General features: G+C 65.4%; 14 protein-coding genes. 6 read left to right on the plus strand and 8 right to left on the minus strand.

The window, feature by feature from the left end:
• Window positions 1-51 precede the first annotated feature (51 nt).
• The gene (locus tag CX676_RS20350) at window positions 52-1,998 is read left to right on the plus strand and encodes a TRAP transporter large permease subunit (protein WP_232816698.1); all 1,947 of its coding nucleotides are present in this window, start codon (window positions 52-54) and stop codon (window positions 1,996-1,998) included.
• Here the strand turns inward: CX676_RS20350 and CX676_RS22650 are convergent.
• Window positions 1,995-2,138: a hypothetical protein gene (locus tag CX676_RS22650; protein WP_157936020.1), complete on the minus strand. Its 144-nt coding sequence runs from the start codon at window positions 2,136-2,138 to the stop codon at window positions 1,995-1,997. The two genes, CX676_RS20350 and CX676_RS22650, sit on opposite strands and share 4 nt — an antisense overlap.
• Window positions 2,135-3,364 (minus strand): MFS transporter, encoded by a 1,230-nt coding sequence (locus CX676_RS20355; RefSeq protein ID WP_101754626.1) that lies wholly within the window; start codon window positions 3,362-3,364, stop codon window positions 2,135-2,137. Before CX676_RS20355 ends, CX676_RS22650 begins: the two co-directional genes overlap by 4 nt.
• Window positions 3,365-3,499: 135 nt before the next feature.
• Between CX676_RS20355 and CX676_RS20360 the strand changes: the two genes are divergently transcribed.
• Together CX676_RS20360 and CX676_RS20365 are read left to right on the plus strand one after the other, a co-directional pair.
• Window positions 3,500-3,961, plus strand: coding sequence for a MaoC family dehydratase (locus tag CX676_RS20360; protein WP_101754627.1), 462 nt, complete (start codon window positions 3,500-3,502; stop codon window positions 3,959-3,961).
• A gap of 3 nt (window positions 3,962-3,964) precedes the next feature.
• Window positions 3,965-4,558 (plus strand): TetR/AcrR family transcriptional regulator, encoded by a 594-nt coding sequence (locus tag CX676_RS20365; RefSeq protein WP_101754628.1) that lies wholly within the window; start codon window positions 3,965-3,967, stop codon window positions 4,556-4,558.
• Here the strand turns inward: CX676_RS20365 and CX676_RS20370 are convergent.
• A complete protein-coding gene (locus CX676_RS20370; RefSeq protein WP_101754665.1) occupies window positions 4,555-6,090 on the minus strand; it encodes a gamma-glutamyltransferase family protein in 1,536 nt (511 codons plus the stop codon). The genes CX676_RS20365 and CX676_RS20370 overlap by 4 nt on opposite strands.
• Window positions 6,091-6,245: 155 nt before the next feature.
• Window positions 6,246-8,690 carry an AMP-binding protein gene (locus tag CX676_RS20375; protein ID WP_101754629.1) on the minus strand — a complete coding sequence of 815 codons (2,445 nt, stop codon included), beginning with the start codon at window positions 8,688-8,690 and terminating at the stop codon, window positions 6,246-6,248.
• An 804-nt stretch (window positions 8,691-9,494) separates the two neighbouring features.
• On the opposite strand from CX676_RS20375, the gene CX676_RS20380 reads away from it, so the two are divergent.
• The 3 genes from CX676_RS20380 (at window position 9,495) to CX676_RS20390 (ending at window position 12,702) form a co-directional block, all read left to right on the plus strand.
• Complete coding sequence (locus CX676_RS20380) at window positions 9,495-10,601, plus strand: carbohydrate porin (RefSeq protein ID WP_157936021.1); 1,107 nt, start codon at window positions 9,495-9,497, stop codon at window positions 10,599-10,601.
• A gap of 264 nt (window positions 10,602-10,865) precedes the next feature.
• Window positions 10,866-11,903 (plus strand): Dyp-type peroxidase, encoded by a 1,038-nt coding sequence (locus CX676_RS20385; protein ID WP_101754631.1) that lies wholly within the window; start codon window positions 10,866-10,868, stop codon window positions 11,901-11,903.
• Window position 11,904: 1 nt separating this feature from the next.
• Window positions 11,905-12,702: a family 1 encapsulin nanocompartment shell protein gene (locus CX676_RS20390; protein WP_101754632.1), complete on the plus strand. Its 798-nt coding sequence runs from the start codon at window positions 11,905-11,907 to the stop codon at window positions 12,700-12,702.
• Between the two features lie 57 nt (window positions 12,703-12,759).
• On the opposite strand, the gene CX676_RS20395 is transcribed toward CX676_RS20390, so the two are convergent.
• From CX676_RS20395 to CX676_RS20410, 4 genes are all read right to left on the minus strand, one after another.
• Complete coding sequence (locus CX676_RS20395; RefSeq protein ID WP_157936022.1) at window positions 12,760-14,820, minus strand: calcium-binding protein; 2,061 nt, start codon at window positions 14,818-14,820, stop codon at window positions 12,760-12,762.
• Window positions 14,821-15,273: 453 nt separating this feature from the next.
• Window positions 15,274-16,569, minus strand: coding sequence for a glycolate oxidase subunit GlcF (gene glcF / locus CX676_RS20400; protein WP_101754634.1), 1,296 nt, complete (start codon window positions 16,567-16,569; stop codon window positions 15,274-15,276).
• 1 nt (window position 16,570) lies between these two features.
• The gene (glcE, locus tag CX676_RS20405; RefSeq protein ID WP_101754635.1) at window positions 16,571-17,689 is read right to left on the minus strand and encodes a glycolate oxidase subunit GlcE; all 1,119 of its coding nucleotides are present in this window, start codon (window positions 17,687-17,689) and stop codon (window positions 16,571-16,573) included.
• Complete coding sequence (locus CX676_RS20410; RefSeq protein WP_101754636.1) at window positions 17,686-19,137, minus strand: FAD-linked oxidase C-terminal domain-containing protein; 1,452 nt, start codon at window positions 19,135-19,137, stop codon at window positions 17,686-17,688. Before CX676_RS20410 ends, glcE begins: the two co-directional genes overlap by 4 nt.
• Between the last annotated feature and the right edge of the window lie 123 nt (window positions 19,138-19,260).

The following is a 19,260-nucleotide window of genomic DNA, read 5'->3' on the forward strand; positions in this document are numbered from 1 at the left end:
GCGGGGGCGCGGGTCCGCGCCCCCCATCATCAGCTTTCGGGAGGACATGAGATGTTGCAATCCGACGAACTGCCCGCCGCTTCGACCGGCGCGGCGCTGCGGGCGTTCAATCAGGTCTCGGGCGCCCTCTCGGCGCTTGGCACGGTCTGGATCTTCGTCCTGATGCTGCTCATCTGCGCCGATGTGGCCGGGCTGGCGATCTTCTCGCGCCCGCTTTACGGCGTGGTCGAGCTGGTCGAGCAGACCATCGTGCCGGTGGTCTTCCTGCAACTGGCCCATGCGCTGGCGCGGGGACGCCTGACCCGCGCCGATTTCCTCTACGGTCCCCTGACCAAATCCGACCCGGCGGCGGCGGGGCTGCTGGACCTCGTGTTCCTCATGATCGGAGCCGCACTGTTCGCGGCGCTTGGCTGGGTGCTGTGGGGCGACTATGCCGATGCCTGGCGGGGCGGAGACTATATCGGTTCGACCGGCATCTTCACCATGCCGACATGGCCCTTCAAGCTGCTGACCGCGATCGGCTGCCTCGCCACCACCATCCAGTTCGTGCTGGAAGCCGTTGAAACCGCGCGCCGCCTGCCACAGCTTCTGACGCAGCGGGGGCGCTGGCTGGTGCCGGTGGCCCTGGGCATCCTCGCCTTCGCCGCCGCCGTCGCCCTGGTCGCACTGGGCGATGTCAGCCGCATCGGGCTGGGGCTCTTGGCCATCGTCGCGCTGCTGGTGCTGCTGATGGCCGGGATGCATGTGGCGGTGGTGCTGGGCATCGTCGGCGTGGTGGCGATCTGGCTGATCCGCGACAACCCGAACGTGGCGCTGAACGCGCTGAAGACCTCGGCCACCGGCACGATCAACAAGTTCGATTTCGGCGTGGTGCCGCTGTTCGTGCTGATGGGTCTCTTCACCGATATTTCCGATATCGGCCGCGATGCCTATCGCGTGGCGGCGTGGTGGACGCGCAAGCTGCTGGGCGGCCTCGGCATTGCCACCGTCGCTGCCAATGCGGTCTTCGCGGCTGTGACCGGCATTTCCATTGCCTCCTCGGCCATCTTCTCGCGCGTCGCGGTGCCGCAGATGATCGCCCATGGCTATACCCCGCGTTTCGCCACCGGCACGGTCGCCGGCTCCTCGGTGCTGGGCATGCTGATCCCGCCGAGCCTCTTGCTGATCATCTATGGCTTCGTCACCGAAACCTCGGTCGGCAAGCTGTTCCTCGCCGCGCTGATCCCCGGCCTCATGATGGCGATCATCTTCTGCGTCACCATCCTGCTTCTGGCGAAGTTCCGCCCCGATTTCGTCGGCCAGCCCACCGGCAATGACGATCTTGAGCCGGAGACGCTGGTCAGTTCCGCCCGCCGGCTGCTGCCCATCGCGGTGCTGGTCTCGATCGTCCTCGGCGGCATCTACCTGGGCTTCTTCACGCCCACGCAGGCCGGCGCGGTCGGGGCGTTCGCCACGCTGATCGTGACCGTGCTGCGCCGACGGCTGACCCGTGCCGCATTGTGGAACGTGCTGCGCGAGACCGGGCAGATCAGCGTCACCGTGCTGTCGCTGGTGATCGGCGCCAGCGTGCTGACCAAGGCGCTGGTCATGTCCACCCTGCCCGCCGTCATGGTGCAATATGCGGTCGATTCTGGCTTTGGCCTCTGGGGGGTGATGGCGCTGTTCCTGCTGGTCGTCATCGTCATGGGGATGTTCCTCGACTCGACCTCGATCATTGTCATCACCGTGCCCATCGTCGCGCCGCTGATCGTCACCCTCGGCACCGCCACCATCGGCCCCGACGTGCTGATCTGGTTCGGCCTCATTACCGTTATCGCGGTCGAGATGGGGCTGTTGACACCCCCTTTCGGGATCAGCGTCTTCGTGGTGAAAAGCACCGTGGGCGACCTGTGCAGCCTGCAGGACGTGTTCATCGGCGTGATGCCCTATGTGCTGGCCATGGCGGTTCTGATCCTGATCTGCATGGCCTTCCCGGTGGTGGTGACCGGGATCCTCTAGCAGAGCATCCCGCCACTGGTCAGCGCCACCGGCAGGCCATAGGCCCGCCACAGCGCCAGACCGGCGACCAGCAGAGCCATGAGCCCGGCCGCCAGCAAAAACCGCTGCGGCCGGGTCAATGGTGCCAGCCCGCCGTTCATGCCACGGCCTCGCGCCGCAGCAATGGCGCGTCCTTGATCGGCCAGTTCAGCGCGGCGGCCAGCACGGCGATGACGATGGAAAGCTGCCAGGCGAGGTCATAGGAGCCGGTGACGCGGTAGGCATAGCCCGCGCCCCAGGCCCCGAAGAACGATCCGATCTGGTGCGACAGGAAGACGATGCCGAACAGCATCGACATGTGGCGGATGCCGAAGATCTGCCCCACCAGCCCGCTGGTCAGCGGCACGGTGCCAAGCCACAGGAAGCCCATGGCACAGGCGAAGACCGTGGCGCTGAGCGGCGTGATCGGGAAGGCGAGGAACAGCGCCATGACGACAGCCCGGCCCAGGTAGATCGCCGCCAGCACATGCTTCTTGCGCCAGCTGTCCGCCGACATGCCGAAGACATAGGAGCCGAGGATGTTGAACAGCCCGACCAGCGCCAACGCCCGCGCACCGATCGAGGGGTCCAGCCCCTTGTCGACCAAAAAGGCCGGCAGGTGGGTGCCGATGAAGGCGACGTGGAAGCCGCAGACGAAGAAGCCGGCGTTCAGCAGCCAGAAGCCCGAATGGCCGGCGGCCTCGCGCAGCGCCTCGCCGAGACCCTGCGCCGGGGCGGTCTGCATCGTGGAGGGCGTGGCAGGGCGACCGGCGATGCCGATGGCCAGCGCCACCATCACTGCCGCCAGCCCGGCATAGATCAGCAGCGTCTCGCGCCAGCCAAAGGCGCCGATCAGCCCCTGCGCCACCGGCACCAGCAGGAATTGCCCGACCGAGCCGCCGGCGGTGACGATGCCCGCCGCCAGCCCGCGTCGCTCGGGCGGGACCGCACGCACCGCCGCGCCAATGGCGACCACGAAAGTCACCCCGGCCATCGAGATCCCGACCAACCCGCCAAGCGTCAGGTTCAGCCCCAGCGCGGTCGAGACTGTCGCCGACAGCGCCAGCCCCAGCGCGTAAAGCGCCCCGCCAATGGCCGCCACGCGTCCGGCCCCGTGCTTGTCGGCCAGCGCGCCGACGAAGGGCTGGGCGAGGCCGAGAATCAGGTTCTGCACAGCGATGGCCAGACCGAAAGCCTCGCGGCCAATGCCGGTTTCCAGCTCGATCGGGCGCAGGAACAGGCCGAAGGACTGGCGGATGCCCATGGCGATGGTGACCAGCGCCGCGGCGCAGATCAGCACGATCCAGGGATTGCAGGGGATAAGCGGGGGGTTCGGGGCAGGGGACATGGGCGCGCCTTGTGACCAAGCGGAAAGGAATACGGATCGAATCGGGCTTGAGGTAAATAGATAATCGATATAATCTATTATGGCGAGTCCCGATCTTTCCCCCGGGGCCATCCTGATCCGCGACGGAGAAACGGCATGAAAGACAAAAGCTTGGCGCAGCGCCTTTATCTCGACGATCTCGAGGTCGGGCAGGAGTTTCTCAGCGGCGAGCATGCGCTGGATGCCGACCAGATCATCGCCTATGCGCGCCAGTTCGACCCGCAGCCCTTCCACACCGACCCCGAGGCCGCGCAGGGCAGCTTCTTCCAAGGCCTCGCCGCCAGCGGCTGGCACACCATGTCGCTGACCATGCGGCTTCTGGTCGAATCCGTCCCCTTCGCCCAGGGAGTCATCGGCGCCGGGGGCGAGGTCAGCTGGCCGCAGCCGACCCGTCCCGGCGACATCCTGCGGGTGAAAAGTCGCATTCTCGAGATCAGACCCTCCCGGTCGAAACCCGACAGGGGGCTGGTGAAGGTGCAAAGCCTGACCCTCAACCAGTCGGACGAGGTGCTGCTGCAGCTGACCGCGAACCTGCTGGCCTTCCGCAAGGAGGGGTGATCCATGGGACGATCCTCTGCCGAACAGGCGCAGCAAAACCGGGCACGGATCGTCGAGGGCGCCAGCCGCCTCTTCCGCGAGCGCGGGGTCGAGGCGGTGTCGGTGGCCGAGATCATGGCAGCGGTCGAGATGACGGTCGGCGGCTTCTACAAGCATTTCGCCTCGAAGGAGGCGCTGGTCGAAGAGGCGGCGGGCAGGGCCTTCGAGGATGCCGGCGCGCTGTGGGACCACAGGCTTCGCGCCGGCGACCAGACGTCCGCGGCGCTCAGGGCCAAGCTGGTCGCGCAGTACCTCTGGCCGCGGCCGGGGCGGCAATGCCCGATCATTGCCTTTGCTCCCCATGCGGCGGGCGAGGCGGCGACGTTGCGCGAGACTTATGGAACCGGCACCGGCGCGCTGCTGGAACGATTTTTCAACACGCCGGGGAACGAGGCCGATCTGGCCCAAGCCGATCCCCGGACGCTGCTGGTCTTCGCCGCCATGGTCGGCGCGAGGGTGATGGGCGAGGCGGCGGGTGACGCCCCCTGGGTCGAGGTACTGAAGCAGGCCGTGGCCGACGAGGCCGAGCGTCAGGCCGGGTGGGGCGCGACGGGTTAAAGCCCCAGCGCCGCCCCGTCCTTGCGGCTGTCGGACGCGCCGGTCAGCACCCCAGTTTCCGGGTTGATGCGGATCGCCTGCGCGCCGCCGGTGGGTCCGTCGATGACGCTGATCTTGTGACCCCGCCGCGCTAGCTCCTCGCACACCTCGGCCGGCATGGTCGCCTCGACCTGCAGCACGCCGTCGAAGGCAAAGCTGCGCGGTTCCTCCATCGCCGCCTGCAGGTCCAGCCCGCGATCGATGATGGCTGACAGATAGGCCGCCTGACCTGCCGACTGGTAATGCCCGCCCATGACGCCGAAGGGCATCAGACCGCCATCCGCATCGCGCAGCATCCCCGGAATGATCGTGTGCATCGGGCGCTTCCTCGGACCGATGCAGTTCGGATGCCCCGGCTCCAGCCGGAAGGACGCCCCGCGGCTGTGGAACAGCACCCCGGTTTCCGGGTCCAGCCGGGTCGAGCCGAAGGCGTGGAAGATTGAGTTGATGAACGAGATCGCATTGCCCTCGGCATCCACCACGCAGAGGTAAATCGTGTCCTTGTGCTCGGGCTCGGACCACAGGACCGGGGGCAGGGCGCGGGCGGGGTCGATGCGGGCGCGCAGGGTGTCGATGACCTCATCCGACAGAAGCAGGTCAACCAGCCCCACGGAGTGATCCGGGTCGGCGATCAGCGCGTCGCGGTGGTGATAGGCCAGTTTCGTCGCCTCGGCCTGCAGGTGGATGCGGTCGGCCAGCGGCACGTCCGGCCCTAGGTCGAAACCTTCGAGGATGCGCAGGATCATCAGCGCCGCCAGCCCTTGGCCGTTCGGGCCACATTCCAGCACCTCATGGCCGCGATAGCGGGCACTGATCGGGTCTTCCCAACGGGCGGCGGTTTCGCCCTCGTGGAAATCCTCGATGCTGTGCAGCCCGCCCAGACCCTGCAGGTGGCGGGTCATGCGTTCGGCGGTCTCGCCATTGTAGAACCCCGCGGCGCCCTTCTCGGCGATCTCGCGCAGGCGCTCGCCCAGAAGCGGCTGGCGCAGCACATCCCCGGCGCGGGGCGGCTCGTCCCCCGGCAGGAACACCGCCGCCGCATGGGCATCGCCGCGCAGCACCTCGGCATTGGCGGCGAAATCGCGGGCGACGCGGGCCGAGACCGGGAACCCCTCTTCGGCATGGCGGATGGCGGGGGCGAAGAGTCGCGTCAGTGGCAGGCTGCCATGGTCGCGGTGCAAGAGGCACCAGGCCGAGATGGCGCCGGGAATGGTGATCGCGTGAACGCTGGTCTGCTCCAGCCCGGTCACACAGACCTGCGCCAGCGCCTCGGGCGTGGCCGCCGCCGGCGCACGGCCCGAGCCGTTCAGCGCCCGGACCGGGCCGTCCTTTGGCGCGTAGAGGACGAAGCAATCCCCGCCGATCCCGGTCATATGCGGATCGACCACGCATTGCACCGCCACCGCCGCCAGCGCCGCATCGACGGCATTGCCACCTTCGGCCAGAACCGCGAGACCCGCAGAGGTCGCCAGCGCATGCGAGGTGGCGATCATGGCGCGGTTGGCATAGCTGGGCGGACGGCGGCCCGAGAGAAAGTCGAATTGGGTCACGGCAGCGCCTTGATCAGGAAGGGGGAAATCGGACCGACCATGCCCCTTGGCGTCGCCCGGTGCAACTGTCTAGGCCGGGTAAGTGGTCTGACCAGTCCTCACTCACCCCGCGTGGCAATGGGGAGGTCCATTTCCATCCCAGACATCCGCCGATAGGTCAGGACGATCTGACGCGAGAGCCAGGAGTAAAGATGCATCAGGATGACACCGGCGATGAGCGAGGCGATCAGCGCCACCCAAGGTTTCTCCACGCCGTAGATCTTGTGTACGACGGATATCATCACCTGATGGTTGAGATAGATGAACAGCGATGCGGCAGCAATTTCGGCCACCACGACCTTCACCGGTCCAGGCACCGGGATTGATGGCACGAACAGCACAAGCGCACAGCCACCGGCGACGTAATAGGCGGCCGAGGTAAAGCCCCAGTTGAGCAGCACGACCACGATCGCCGCAGCCATCGCAATCAGCTTGGTTACCGGTCCTTTTGCACCTGCAACGACGATGCCCAGGGCGAAGGCGAAAGAATAGTGCCAAGGCGTGCGATGGTAATTGTAGTCGTCATTGTAGAGGCTATCTATCCCTCGCCCAAGGGCCATCGCAGCGATAAGCAAAACCACGGCACTGGTCATCGGTCGCGCCTTGAATGCCTGTCGCACGGATGGAATGGAGAAGAAAAGCGCCGCCAATACCAGTAATTGCAGGTAGAATTCGGCAAAGTAGAGCAAGAACCCCTTGAGGTGATGGGGATCGAGATAGTTGGAGATCAGCAATAGTGGCATGATCTCGAACCTATGTGTTGCCACCTGGAGAAACGCCACCATCAGGAAGGTGGGTATCGCCACCGATCGGATCGTGCCCCAGATCGTGCTGACGCTGCCGGTTCGGATGATCTCGGGCAGCTGGAAACGGGCGACCGAGTACCCGGCCAGCAGGATCAGGAAATAGGCTGCGCCCCAGTTCGGGCTGTAGACGAAGGCATCGGTGTGCAGGGCAACGATGCAGGTCATGAAGAAGGCGCGGGTCAGGGTCGGCGTTTCCAGCCGCCGCCAGCTGGTCTTCTCGATCTGTCCAAGACGCTGCTGCAGCTGGGTCACGCTGAGGCTTTCCCACTTGTCCGGCAAGGGCCCGAAACGCTGTTCGAAGGCCAGGGTGAACTGGATGTAGTGCAGGGAATCGCCGCCGAGGGATTCGAAGGTATCGCCAGGCTTCACCACCTGCCCGGGGAATTCGTGCTGGAACAGGGCGAGCACGTCGCCGATCTCGTCCCCTGACTCATCGACCCGGGCGGTTTCAGCGGGCTGATGCGCAAGGAACTGTTCGGCCAGCAGCTTGCGCTGCACCTTGCCGGTGCCGGTCACGGGGATGTCGTCGACCGCGACGACATGCAGCGCGCTACCGGCCACCACACCCATCCCCTGCAGCGCGGAGACCGCAATCTCCTTCACCTTCGCGGTTCCCGTCGCATCGCCCTCGACCGCAACCAGAATCCCGTCGCCCCGCTGCGCATCGGGGACCTTGGCAACCGCGATTTTCGTTCCGGGCAGCGTGCCGGACCGGATGCGTTCTTCCAGCTGGTCCGGCGAGACCTTCACGCCGCCGCAATTGATCAGATCGTCGGCCCGGCCATCGAAGAACAGGTGGCCGTCCTGAAGCCGCCCCAGATCATTGGTCTGCAGCCAGCCCTCGGCATCCTGAAGGTCATGCAACCCCTCGGCATCGATGCGCGAGCGGGCGACATGGGGGCCACGGATACGGATGCGATTGTCGGGGCCGAGGGCGATCTCGCTCTGCCCATTGGTCCGACCCACCGAGTGCAACAGCCCCTCGGGCGCGCCCGAGACCGTCAGGAAGGTGCTGCGCGAGGCCTCGGTCAAGCCGTAATGCTGGACGATCCGGGCATTGGGGAACATCTTGCGGATGCGCAGCTTTTCATCCGCGGTCATGTGCTGCGAGCCGATTTCCATCCAGCGCAGCTTCTTGCCGGCCTCGCCGATCAGGCCGGGCGCGTCCAGAAGGATGCGCAGCAGCGTGGGCACCGCCGACAGCGCGTTGACCTGGCCCGCCGTCAGCATCCGCGCCAGTTCCATCGGGTCGAAGCCGCGCGGCGGCAGGTAGGCGTGGCCACCGACGGCGCTGATCGCCCGGTAGCGCCCCATGCCGAAACTGAAGGTCGCCGGCACCCCGACATATTCGCGGATCTCGGCGGTCATCTGCATCACTTCGATGATCCGCCCGGCGGCGTCGGCGAGGTTCTGATAGCTCAGCAGGATCCCCTTGGGCAGCCCTTCGGTCCCCGAGGTATAGCTGACCTGCGCGGGCAGATCGTCATGGATCAGCGCATGGTGCGCCGTATACCAGCCCGATTGCTCGACCGGCACGATGCAGCGATCGATGACGATGCCGGACAGAGTTTGCGCCTGCGCCTCGTCATTGACCATCACCAGCGGACGGCGCGCCTCGTTCAGGGCAAAGACCTTCTCGATGAAATCGATCGAGTTCTTGCGGACCACCGCGGTGGCTTCGAGCTTCTGGAAATCCATTTGTCTCTGGTCTCTCGTTACATGATACCTTGCCGGCAGCCGGCATATGCACGGGCCACCATCCGTTCATTCCTCGGCTTTGGCGGGGCGATTCCGGGCATGGGCCGGTTCCGGAACGGGGCCGGTATGGTCCTTGATCGAACAACGGCGAAATTCAGGCTTGCGCGCGCTGCCCCCACAGGGGGCAGGCGAGAGGGACCCGCGATGGAAAACGGCAGCGACGGCTTCAACACCCCTGCACCCCCAAGATCCCCCATGCCGCGAACGGCATTCGGCTGAGAACCGGAAAACACGCACATGATACCATACAGGCCAGCCTGGAAACCTGGCGACTCGCCTATCAGCAAAGATTTAAATATCGCAAGCAATTTGACCGCACCGGATCGGAGAGTTGCCCTTTTCGACAACTGCCAGAGATTGCGGTGCGGCGTGAAAGGTCGCCAAATGCGGCAGGCTCGGCGCTGAGCCAGAGGCTATCAGAGCTGTGCTGCAACGGGAGGGTCCGGCTGCGACAAATTGCCCGCGTGGGTTGCGGCTGCGCTTCGTTGACCCGTTAAGCGGTCAAGAATATCGTTAATGACAGCTTGCATTCACCTCTCAACGAGGCCGCAGATGCGCAATCGCGCTGTCTTTCACGCCATATCCGGTCATCGCGCGCAACACCGCCGGAACCAGCGTGCGGCGGGGACAGGCCGGTCCTGGTCTTTTCCGCTTCTTGCGCTCGCCCTCGCGTCCTTTCCCGCCCATGCGCAGGACGCCCCGCGAACCACGTTGACCAACGACTGGTGGGGGCAGGGCGCGGCCATGCGACAGGCTGGCGTCGATATGCAGTTGGAATGGCGGCAATATGTTCAGGGCATGACCAAGGGGTCGGGCGATGTCGATCCGGCCTATGGCAGCCAGTTCTCGCTGAAAACCAATCTCGACCTGTCAAAGTTGGGGTTCTGGGACGGGTTCAGCCTCAGCGTGCAGGCGCTGGCGAAGACGGGCTATGGCCTCAACAATACCGGGGGAATGCTGCTGCCGGTGAATGCCGGCCTGTTCTTTCCCGGCCGGCATGGCGCCGACCGCTATGACCTGGCCTCGCTGTTCGTGACCCAGCAGTTCAGCGACACGGTCAGCGCCAGTTTCGGCAAGTTCTACACCGTCGAGATGGCGCGCGGCACGCCGATCCGTGGCGGCGTGGGCTCGGACGCCTTCTGGCATCTGCAACTGACCGCGCCGCTCAGCGGGCTGATCCCGCCGCAGATCAATGGCGCGGTGGTCTCGGTCGCGACGCAGCCGGTCAGCTATACGCTGATGGTCTTCGACCCCAAGGACGCGACCAACAGGCCGCTGTTCGAGGATCTGTTCGACAGCGGCGTGAACGTCGTCGGCACCGCGACCTATGCTACCAAACTGGGTGGCCATAACGGCTTCTACAGCCTGACCGGCATGTACAGCACCAAGGAGGGCGCGGATTTCAGCCAGTTGGTCGTGCCGCCGGGCACCGAGATCGGCACCCGCGACGGCTCCTGGCTTCTGGGCGCCAGCTTCCAGCAATACCTGCACCAAGACCCGGCCAACCCGGCGCGCGGCTGGGGCGTGTTCGGCGAGTTCAACGTGACCGACGGCAACCCGAACCCGATGGACTGGTCGGCCAGCCTCGGCGTGGCCGGCAATGACATGATCCCCGGCCGGCCCGATGACAGTTTCGGTCTGGGCGTCTTCCATGTCGCCACCAGCGATGCGCTGAAGGACGAGCTGGCACCTTATTTCGAACTCGAGGACGAGACCGGCGTCGAGATGTTCTATACCGCCGCCATCCGGCCGTGGTTCCATGTCACGCTGGACCTGCAATATATCGATCCGGCACCCGGGATCGCCAAGGACGGGGTCTTCGTCGGCCTCGGCAGCAGCCTGCGCTTCTGATCCCTGCAGCAAGGGCGCTGCATCCTGCCCGCACATCGAGGCTCAGCCGACCCGGCCGTAGCACTGCGATTGACGCGGGCCACGGCTTTGCGCGTTCTGGACAAGGCCGATAAGCCCGATAAACTGGCGCTATGACCGAACGGCCCGGCAGGCTGACTGACGGCGCGGGCAATGTTCACCTGATCCGGTGAGGGCCATTGGCCTGACCGGGGCCGAGACGCGGAAACTGCCGGGCGGCAGCCGCACAGACCGACAGGAGAGACCATGGCGCCACAGCCGCAACCCGTCACCTTCTCGCTGACCCGTTCGGCGATCTTCCTTGTTGTCACCCTGAATGACGGAGAGGCGGCCACGCGCGAGGTGCAGGGGCTTCTGGCAGATGTCTCGGGTCTGGTGCGCGCCACCGGCTTTCGCCGCCCCGATGCGGCGCTGTCCTGCGTCGTGGGCATCGGCGCCGGGGCATGGGAGCGGCTTTATCCCGGTCCGCGCCCGCGCGAGCTTGCCCCCTTCACCGCCATCGAGGGCGTTCATACCGCGCCCTCGACGCCCGGCGATATCCTGTTCCACATCCGCGGCATGGAGGTGGACATGTGTTTCGAGCTGGAAAGCAACATCCTCGCACGTCTGGCCGGTCATGTGACCGTGGTGGACGAGACGCCGGGCTTCAAGTTCTTCGACAACCGCGACCTGCTGGGCTTTGTCGATGGCACCGAGAACCCGGACGGGCAAGACCGCGTCGAGGCCGTGGTGATCGGCGACGAGGATCCCGATTTCACCGGCGGCAGCTATGTCATCACCCAGAAATACCTGCATGACCTGGCGAAATGGAACGCCATCCCGGTCGAGCAGCAGGAGCGCATCATCGGCCGCAAGAAGCTGTCGGATGTCGAGTTGCTGGATGCCGAGAAGCCCAGCTATGCCCATAACGTGCTGAACGTGATCGAGGACGAGGACGGCAACCAGCTGGATATCCTGCGCGACAACATGCCCTTCGGGCGCCCCGCGTCGGGCGAGTTCGGCACCTATTTCATCGGCTATGCCCGCAGCCCCAGCCGCACCATCCGGATGCTGGAAAACATGTTCATCGGCCTGCCCGCCGGGAACTACGACCGAATCCTCGATGTCAGCGACGCCGTCACCGGCACGCTGTTCTTTGTCCCGACCGTGGACATGCTGGATGACACCGGCACCGCGCCAGAACCCACCGCCGCACCTACCGCCGAACCCGCTGCCGCCCCAGCCAAGGCGGACAAGGCCGCACCCGCCGCCTCGCTGGGGATCGGCTCGCTGAAAGGAGACTGACATGGACAACCTGCACCGCCCCCTTGCCCCCATCAGCGCCGCCGCATGGGAGGATATCGAAGAGGAAGGCCGCCGCACGCTCCGCCGCTACCTGGGCGCGCGGCGGGTGGTCGATCTGGTCGGGCCCGAGGGCTACGACCATTCCTCGGTCAACCTGGGTCACATCCAGTCGATCAAGAGCGGCTTTGACGGCGTCGCCATGGCGCAGCGCGCCGTCCTGCCGCTGGTCGAGTTCAAGGTGCCCTTCACCCTGAACCGGGGCGAGATCGACAATGTTGCCCGTGGCGCTCAGGATTCCGACTGGCAGCCGGTGAAGGATGCGGCGCTGAAACTGGCCACCGCCGAGAACCTGATGGTCTTCGAAGGGCTGAAATCGGCGGGCATCGAGGGGATGCGGCCCTTGTCCTCGAACAAGCCGGTGCCGATGCCCGAAGACGACGACGATATCCCCGAAGCCGTCGCCCGCGCGGTGGACACGCTGCGCGAAGTCGGCGTTCAGGGCCCCTATGCGCTGATCCTCGGCGACGACGTCTTCACCCGGATCACCGGCGGCTCCGACGAGGGCTATCCGGTGATGAAGCATATCCGCTCGCTTCTGGATCGCGACGTGATCTGGTGCCCGGGCCTGACCGGCGGCATCGCCCTGACCCTGCGCGGCGGCGACTTCCAACTGCATCTGGGGCTGGACACCGCCATCGGCTATGACAGCCACAGCGCGGATGAGGTGGTGCTTTACCTGCTGGAAACCGCCGCCTTCAAGCTGCAGACGACCGAGGCGCTGGTCTCGCTGCCCTCCTAGGGATAGGGCAATTCCCCTGCCGCCCGACGGCGGCAGGGGATGATCCAGGCCACCGGGTCAGATCATCAGGTCGTCGACAAGATCGCCCAGATGGGTGTTGCGGACGGTCAGCACATCACCGCCGCCGAAGTCGAACAGGACATCATGTCCCTGCTGGCTGGCGCGTGACATGGCCGCCGAGGTCGAGCTGAAGTTGAAGGCCCGCAGGTCGAGATTGTCGAGATCATCCTGGAAGTCGTTGACGGCAAAGCGATCGTGACCCCGTGCAAAGACGAAGGTATCGGCTCCGCTGCCGCCGACCGCGACATCCGAGCCTGATCCGCCGTTCAGCAGGTCATTGCCGTTTCCACCAGACAGCAAGTCATTTCCCGCACGTCCGTGGAGGGCATCACGACCGGAATTGCCGATAAGCACATTTCGGTTGTTGTCACCGACAAGTATGTCACTGAAACGCGAGCCGGCAATATTCTCTATGCCGGCATAGCTGTCTCCGGCGGCCTCGCCTCGGTTGAGGCGTGTCTGCACGAGGTCAGCGCGAACGCTTGAGGTCGCGGTCGAATAGTTCGCTGTATCACTTCCCAGTCCGCCATTCATGACGTCCCTTCCCGCGCCTCCGTAGAGGTTGTCATTTCCATCACCGCCAAGGAGCCGGTCATTCCCGCCGTGCCCGAATATCCGGTCATTCCCTGCATCACCATTCATGCTGTTCCGGCCGTTGGAGCCGGAAAGGATGTCATTGAAGCGGGATCCGGAGATATTCTCGATACTGGAGTATCTGTCGCCGCTGGCTTCGCCGCGATTGAGGCTCGTCGACAAAAAGTCGACGCGGACTGCCGACCTAGCCGTGGAATAATCTGCTGTATCGCTACCTGCGCCACCGTTCAGGACATCCCTGCCCAATCCCCCGTTGAGTTTGTCGTTGCCATCACCTCCCACCAGAACATCGTTCCCGCCACGTCCGTGGAGCCAATCGTGCCCGGCGCCACCGTCGATGACGTTTTTGCCGTGAGTAGCGGCGAGATTGTCGCCAAAGCGCGAACCGGTGAGATTCTCGACGCTGGCATAGCTGTCTCCGGCCGCCTCGCCGCTGTTGTGGTGCGTTAGCAGAAGGTCTGCACGGATGGCCGTCGTGGCAGAACTGTAAAGGGCAAGATCGTAACCCAAACCGCCCACAAGCCGATCGGCACCGAGACCGCCGGCAAGTCTATCATTGCCCGATTGACCCATCAGAAAATCATCGCCGACCCCGCCCGCGATCAGGTCATTCCCTGTGCCGCCGTCTAGAGTATCGTTTCCGCTTTCACCGCGCAGGGTGTCGCGACCACTACCACCCCAGATCCTGTCATTTCCTGCCAGGCCTGACATTTTGTCATTGTTCAGCCCGCCGGCCAGCAGGTCGCCATTGTTGGTGCCGAAGATGATTCTGAGGATGCTTGCCCTGCTGATCAGTGAACCGTCGGCATCCCGATAGCCGCCGGAATGCATGTCATCGTCGTTGAAGATAATTCCACCTTCAGCCTCGAAGCCGTGCGGGACATAGTTGTGCTTGTAGACGAACGACACCTCCTTCAGCTTGCTGAAATCGGGCATGTATTCCCGGTCAACAAAATGCGCCTCGGAATTGCCGTTGTTCGAAATGCCGTTCCCGTTCATGTCGGCTCGCGCGCCCTCGAGCGCGTAGAAAATCTTTCCGCCGGTCGGCGTGGTGATCAGCAGCCATTGCTGCGGCGTCGCGCCGGGGTCGTTATGGGCACCGTTGAATTCGACGATCTTGACGTTTCTCGGCAGGTTGAAGAGGTCGATATCGCGCCCCTCGATCTGGATCCGGTCCCGGCTGTAGTCGAGATCCTCGATCCGGCCGACGACCAGCTGCCCGGCGCGCACATTGCTGATATTGGTGAAGTTGAAGACGTCATGCCCGCGATTGGTCGCCATATCGGCATCGCCGCGCGCGTGATGACCGAGCCAGAAGTTCTTCGTGCCGGCGGCAAAATCCAGGTGCACAACATCATTCCCGCCCTGCGCATAGACATGCCGTGCGCCCCCCGGCCCGGCGAAGGTCGTGGCAACGATGTGGTTGTCCTGTCCGTCGCCCATGTCTCTGTGTTCATGTTCCATGGATCGGGCTTCCTTAACGCTTCCTCGTGGTGGGATGCCCGGCGCGGAGACGACCCCCAACGTTCCTTGCGCGCAATCCCCATCCGCCCGGTGAATCCGGGGATATGAACTGTCGCAAAAGTTGAACGCTTGCCAGACACCTGCAGCACATGCCGCGAGGTGATTAGTCACGAGCGTTGGTTAACTTAGTGTTAACCGTAGGTAGAATTCGTTAATCCTTGGATCGCGCATCTGGGGTGAGGCCATGTTTCCTGCCGCGTCCGGCGAAACGGAAACCCTTGACGTTAACCAATAATTCGCCGTGGCCGAACCGGCATCCGGGTCAGCCTGCATCAGATAATTTTTTGGAGAGTTCCGTGCCGCGCCGCTTTCCATTCGCCCCGCCCGGCAAGTCCCGCCGAATCGCAGGGGTTGATTCGGCCGGCGGTGCGAATCAACCGAAGGGTCGGCGGATCAGACCAGCCCGCGCAAGGCCTGCGGCTGCGGTCCGCCGGTGGCCCAGTCCAGCAGCTCGGCGGTGTGGACGACCGGAACCCCGGTGCCCGAGCCGATCTGCATCATGCAGCCGATATTTCCGGCGCTGATGACCTGCGGGGCCAGCGCTTCGAGTGTGGCGACCTTGCGGGCCTTCAGCTCGCCCGAGATCGCCGGCTGCATCAGGTTATAGGTGCCGGCGGAGCCGCAGCAGAGATGGCTGTTCTTCGGCTCCAGTACGGTGAAGCCGGCGGCTTTCAACAGCTCCTTGGGCGCGGATTTGATCTGCTGGCCATGCTGCAGCGAGCAGGCGGCGTGATAGCCGACGCGCAGGGCGGGGGCGTGGGTGGCGTCCTTGAGGCCGAGGCTGGCCATGACCTCGGAAATGTCCTTGGCCAGCGCCGAGACCCGCTTGGCATCGGCTTCCAGCGGGTCGCCTTCGAACATGTGGCCGTAATCCTTGACGGTGGTGCCGCAGCCCGAGGTGTTGATGACCACGGCGTCCAGCTCGCCCGTCTCGATCTCGGCGGTCAGCGCGCGGATATTGGCCGCCGCCGCCGCGTGGCTGTCATCGGTGCGGCCCATGTGATGGGTGAGCGCGCCGCAGCAGCCGACGCCCTTGGGGATCACCACCTCGCAGCCGTGACGGCGCAAGAGGCGGATGGTGGCATCGTTGATATCGGTGTTCAGCGCCCGCTGCGCGCAGCCAATCAGCAGCGCCACCCGCTTCACCCGCGGCTCGGCGGCGGGAAAGACCTGCGGGTCGTCGTTGCGGCTGGGGGCAGGGATATGTTGCGGCGCCATCTCCAGCATCGCCCGCAGCCGCGCATCGGGGATCAGCTTGCGGAAGGGGCGGCCGAGCTTCGCGCCGAGCAGCGCCAGCCGGAAGCGGCGGGGATAGGGCAGGATGGCGGCGAGAACCCGGCGCAACAGCCGCTCGGACAGCGGGCGGCGATAGTTCTGTTCGATATATTCCCGCGCGTGATCGACCAGATGCATGTAGTTCACCCCCGAGGGGCAGGTGCTCATGCAGGAAAGGCACGACAGGCAGCGGTCGATATGGCCGACGGTCTTGGCATCGGGGGTGCGGCTGTTTTCCAGCATGTCCTTGATCAGGTAGATCCGGCCGCGCGGACTGTCCAATTCGTCGCCCAGCACCTGATAGGTCGGGCAGGTGGCGGTGCAGAAGCCGCAATGGACGCAGGTGCGCAGGATCTCGTTGCTGCGGGCAATGGCGGGGATGGCCAGCTGTTCGGGGGTGAAGGTGGTTTGCATGTCAGCCGTCCATCAGTCCGGGATTGAGGATGCCCGCCGGGTCGAAGCGACGGCGCAAGCCCTGCGAAATTTGTGCCACGGGACCGGTTTCGGGCGGGAAGGCCGGGCCGGTGAGACCGCCGCGCCTGATCAGCGTGGCATGGCGTGCGATGGCCCGGACCTGCGCCACCTCGCCCGGACCGTGATACCAGATGAGCCCGCCGCCCCAGTCGAGCGCCAGCTGACCGCCAAGCGCCGTGAGCCGGGCCGAGAGGGCAGGGGCCTCGGTCGGGCGGCAGAGGATGCGCCAAAGGGGCGCAGGGGAGCCGGCGAAGGCCGAGGCATCGCGCAACCCGCGCCAGAGCCGGTCGCTCTCGGGCTGGTCCAGCAACTCGGGCCGGTGGCCGGGGAAGAGGGCCAGCAGACGGTCGCTGCGATAGTCGAGCTGCGGGCCGAGGCCCTCGATGCGCAGGAAGGCGGTGCCGTCCTGCCATGCGGCGCCGGAGACCTCGAACGGGGTGGCGAGAGCGGTGGAGAAGATCGTCACGGCAGCGGCGGCATCCACGCCGGGAAAGGCCAGCGTCGCGCGGCGGTCGGGGAGGGGCAGGGTCTTCATCGAGACCTCGGTCAGCACGCCAAGCGTGCCCTGTGCCCCGGCCATCAGTTTCGACAGATCCAGCCCGGTGACGTTCTTCATAACCCGGCCGCCGTTCTTCAGGATGCGGCCCTGTCCATCGACAAAGCGCACGCCCAGAAGGTGATCGCGGCAGGCTCCGGCCAAGAGGCGGCGCGGGCCGCTGGCATTGGCCGCGACCATGCCGCCGATGGTTGGCACGCCGTCGCTGCCCGAGATGCCGCGCAGATCTGGCGGCTCGAAGGCCAGCGATTGACCCTCGGCGGCCAGCATCTCCATGATCTCCGCGAGCGGCGTGCCGGCCCGGGCCACCAGCGTCATCTCGCCCGGTGAATAGGTGACGACGCCCGGCAGCCGGGCGAGGCTGAGCGCCGCGCCGGGGCCGGGATTCTGGGTGCGGGTGCCGCCGCCGGTGATGCGCAGGGGGGCGGAACGGGCGAAGTGATCGGCGACCAGTTCCGAGAGTTCGGCCTCTGACGAGGGCGCCAGCAATTCGGTGACGCTCATTCCGCCGCCCTCGCGCGATAGGGGGCGCTGGCTTCCAGCGGCCAGACCTTGGCCGGGTTCAACAGCCAGCCGGGGTCGAACACGTCCTTGACCTCCATCTGGATCGCCAGATCCTCGGGCGCGTATTGATCGCCCATCAGGTCGCGCTTTTCGATACCCACGCCATGCTCGCCGGTCAGGCAGCCGCCGACCTCGACGCAGAGCCGCAGGATATCGGTCCCAAGCGCCTCGGCCCGGGCCAGATCTCCGGGGGTATTGGCGTTGAAGAGGATCAGCGGGTGCATGTTGCCGTCGCCGGCGTGGAAGACATTGGCGACCTCCAGCCCGTGCTGGCGCGACAGTTCGCCGATGCGGCGCAGGGTGAAGGGCAGTTGCCCGACCGGCACCGTGCCATCGAGGCAGATGTAATCCCCCAGACGGCCCATGGCGCCGAAGGCCGATTTGCGGCCCTTCCAGATCGCCGCCGCCTCGTCGGCGCTGCGGCTTTCGCGGAACTCGACCGGGTTCAGCGCATCGGCGATATTGCGGATCTCGCCCAGCTGGTGGTCGATCTCGCCCGGCGAGCCCTCGACCTCGACCACCAGAACGGCGGCGCAGCCGGGATAGCCGGCATGGGCGAAATCCTCGACCGCGCGCAGGCAGGGTTCGTCCATGTATTCGATCGCCACCGGCAGCACGCCCGAGCGGATGATATTGGCGACGCATTCGCCCGCCACCTCGGCATTGTCGAAGCCGATCAGCACCGGCCTTGCGCCCTCGGGTCTGGGCAGGATTTTTAGAATCGCCTCGGTGACGATGCCCAGCTGACCTTCCGAGCCGCAGAGGAGGCCGAGAAGGTCGAGCCCGTCGGGCGACAGTTCCGGGCCGCCCAGTTCCACCACTTCGCCGGTGGTCAGAACCACCGTCGCGCCGAGAAGGTTGTTGGTGGTGACACCATATTTCAGGCAATGCGCGCCGCCCGAATTCATCGCGATATTGCCGGCAATGGTGCAGGCCAGCTGCGAGGAAGGGTCGGGGGCATAGAAGAAGCCATGGGGTTCAAGTTCGGCACTGACCGACAGGTTGGTGACGCCCGACTGCACCCGGATGAAGCGGTTTTCGGTGTCGATCTCGAGGAAATCGTTCAGCCGCATGGTGCCGATGACCACGCAATCGGCGGTGGGCAGCGCGCCACCCGCCAGCGAGGTGCCGGCGCCGCGCGGCACCACCGGCACGCCCATTCGCGCGCAGACCTGCATGGCGGCGGCAACCTCGGCGGTCGTGCGGGGCAGGACCACGGCCAAGGGCGGGCAGCGATAGGCGGTGAAGGCGTCGCATTCATAGGCGCGAGTTTCCTGCAGATCCGAGATGACCGCATCGGCGGGCAGCACCTTGCGCAGGGCGGCGACGATCTGGGGCGCGCGGTCTAGGATGCGCGGGTCGGGCTGGGGCATCGCGATGCCGGACATGGGTTCCTCTCGCTTTCCGCTGGCTGGCGTGTTGGTATTATTTTTAGACCATATTTGTCAAACGGTATTTTCGATGAACCAAACCTTGACCCCGAACGGGGATGGGCTAGTCTCTGCATAGCA

The sequence above is a fragment of the Paracoccus zhejiangensis genome (assembly GCF_002847445.1).
Taxonomy (GTDB): Bacteria; Pseudomonadota; Alphaproteobacteria; order Rhodobacterales; family Rhodobacteraceae; genus Paracoccus; species Paracoccus zhejiangensis.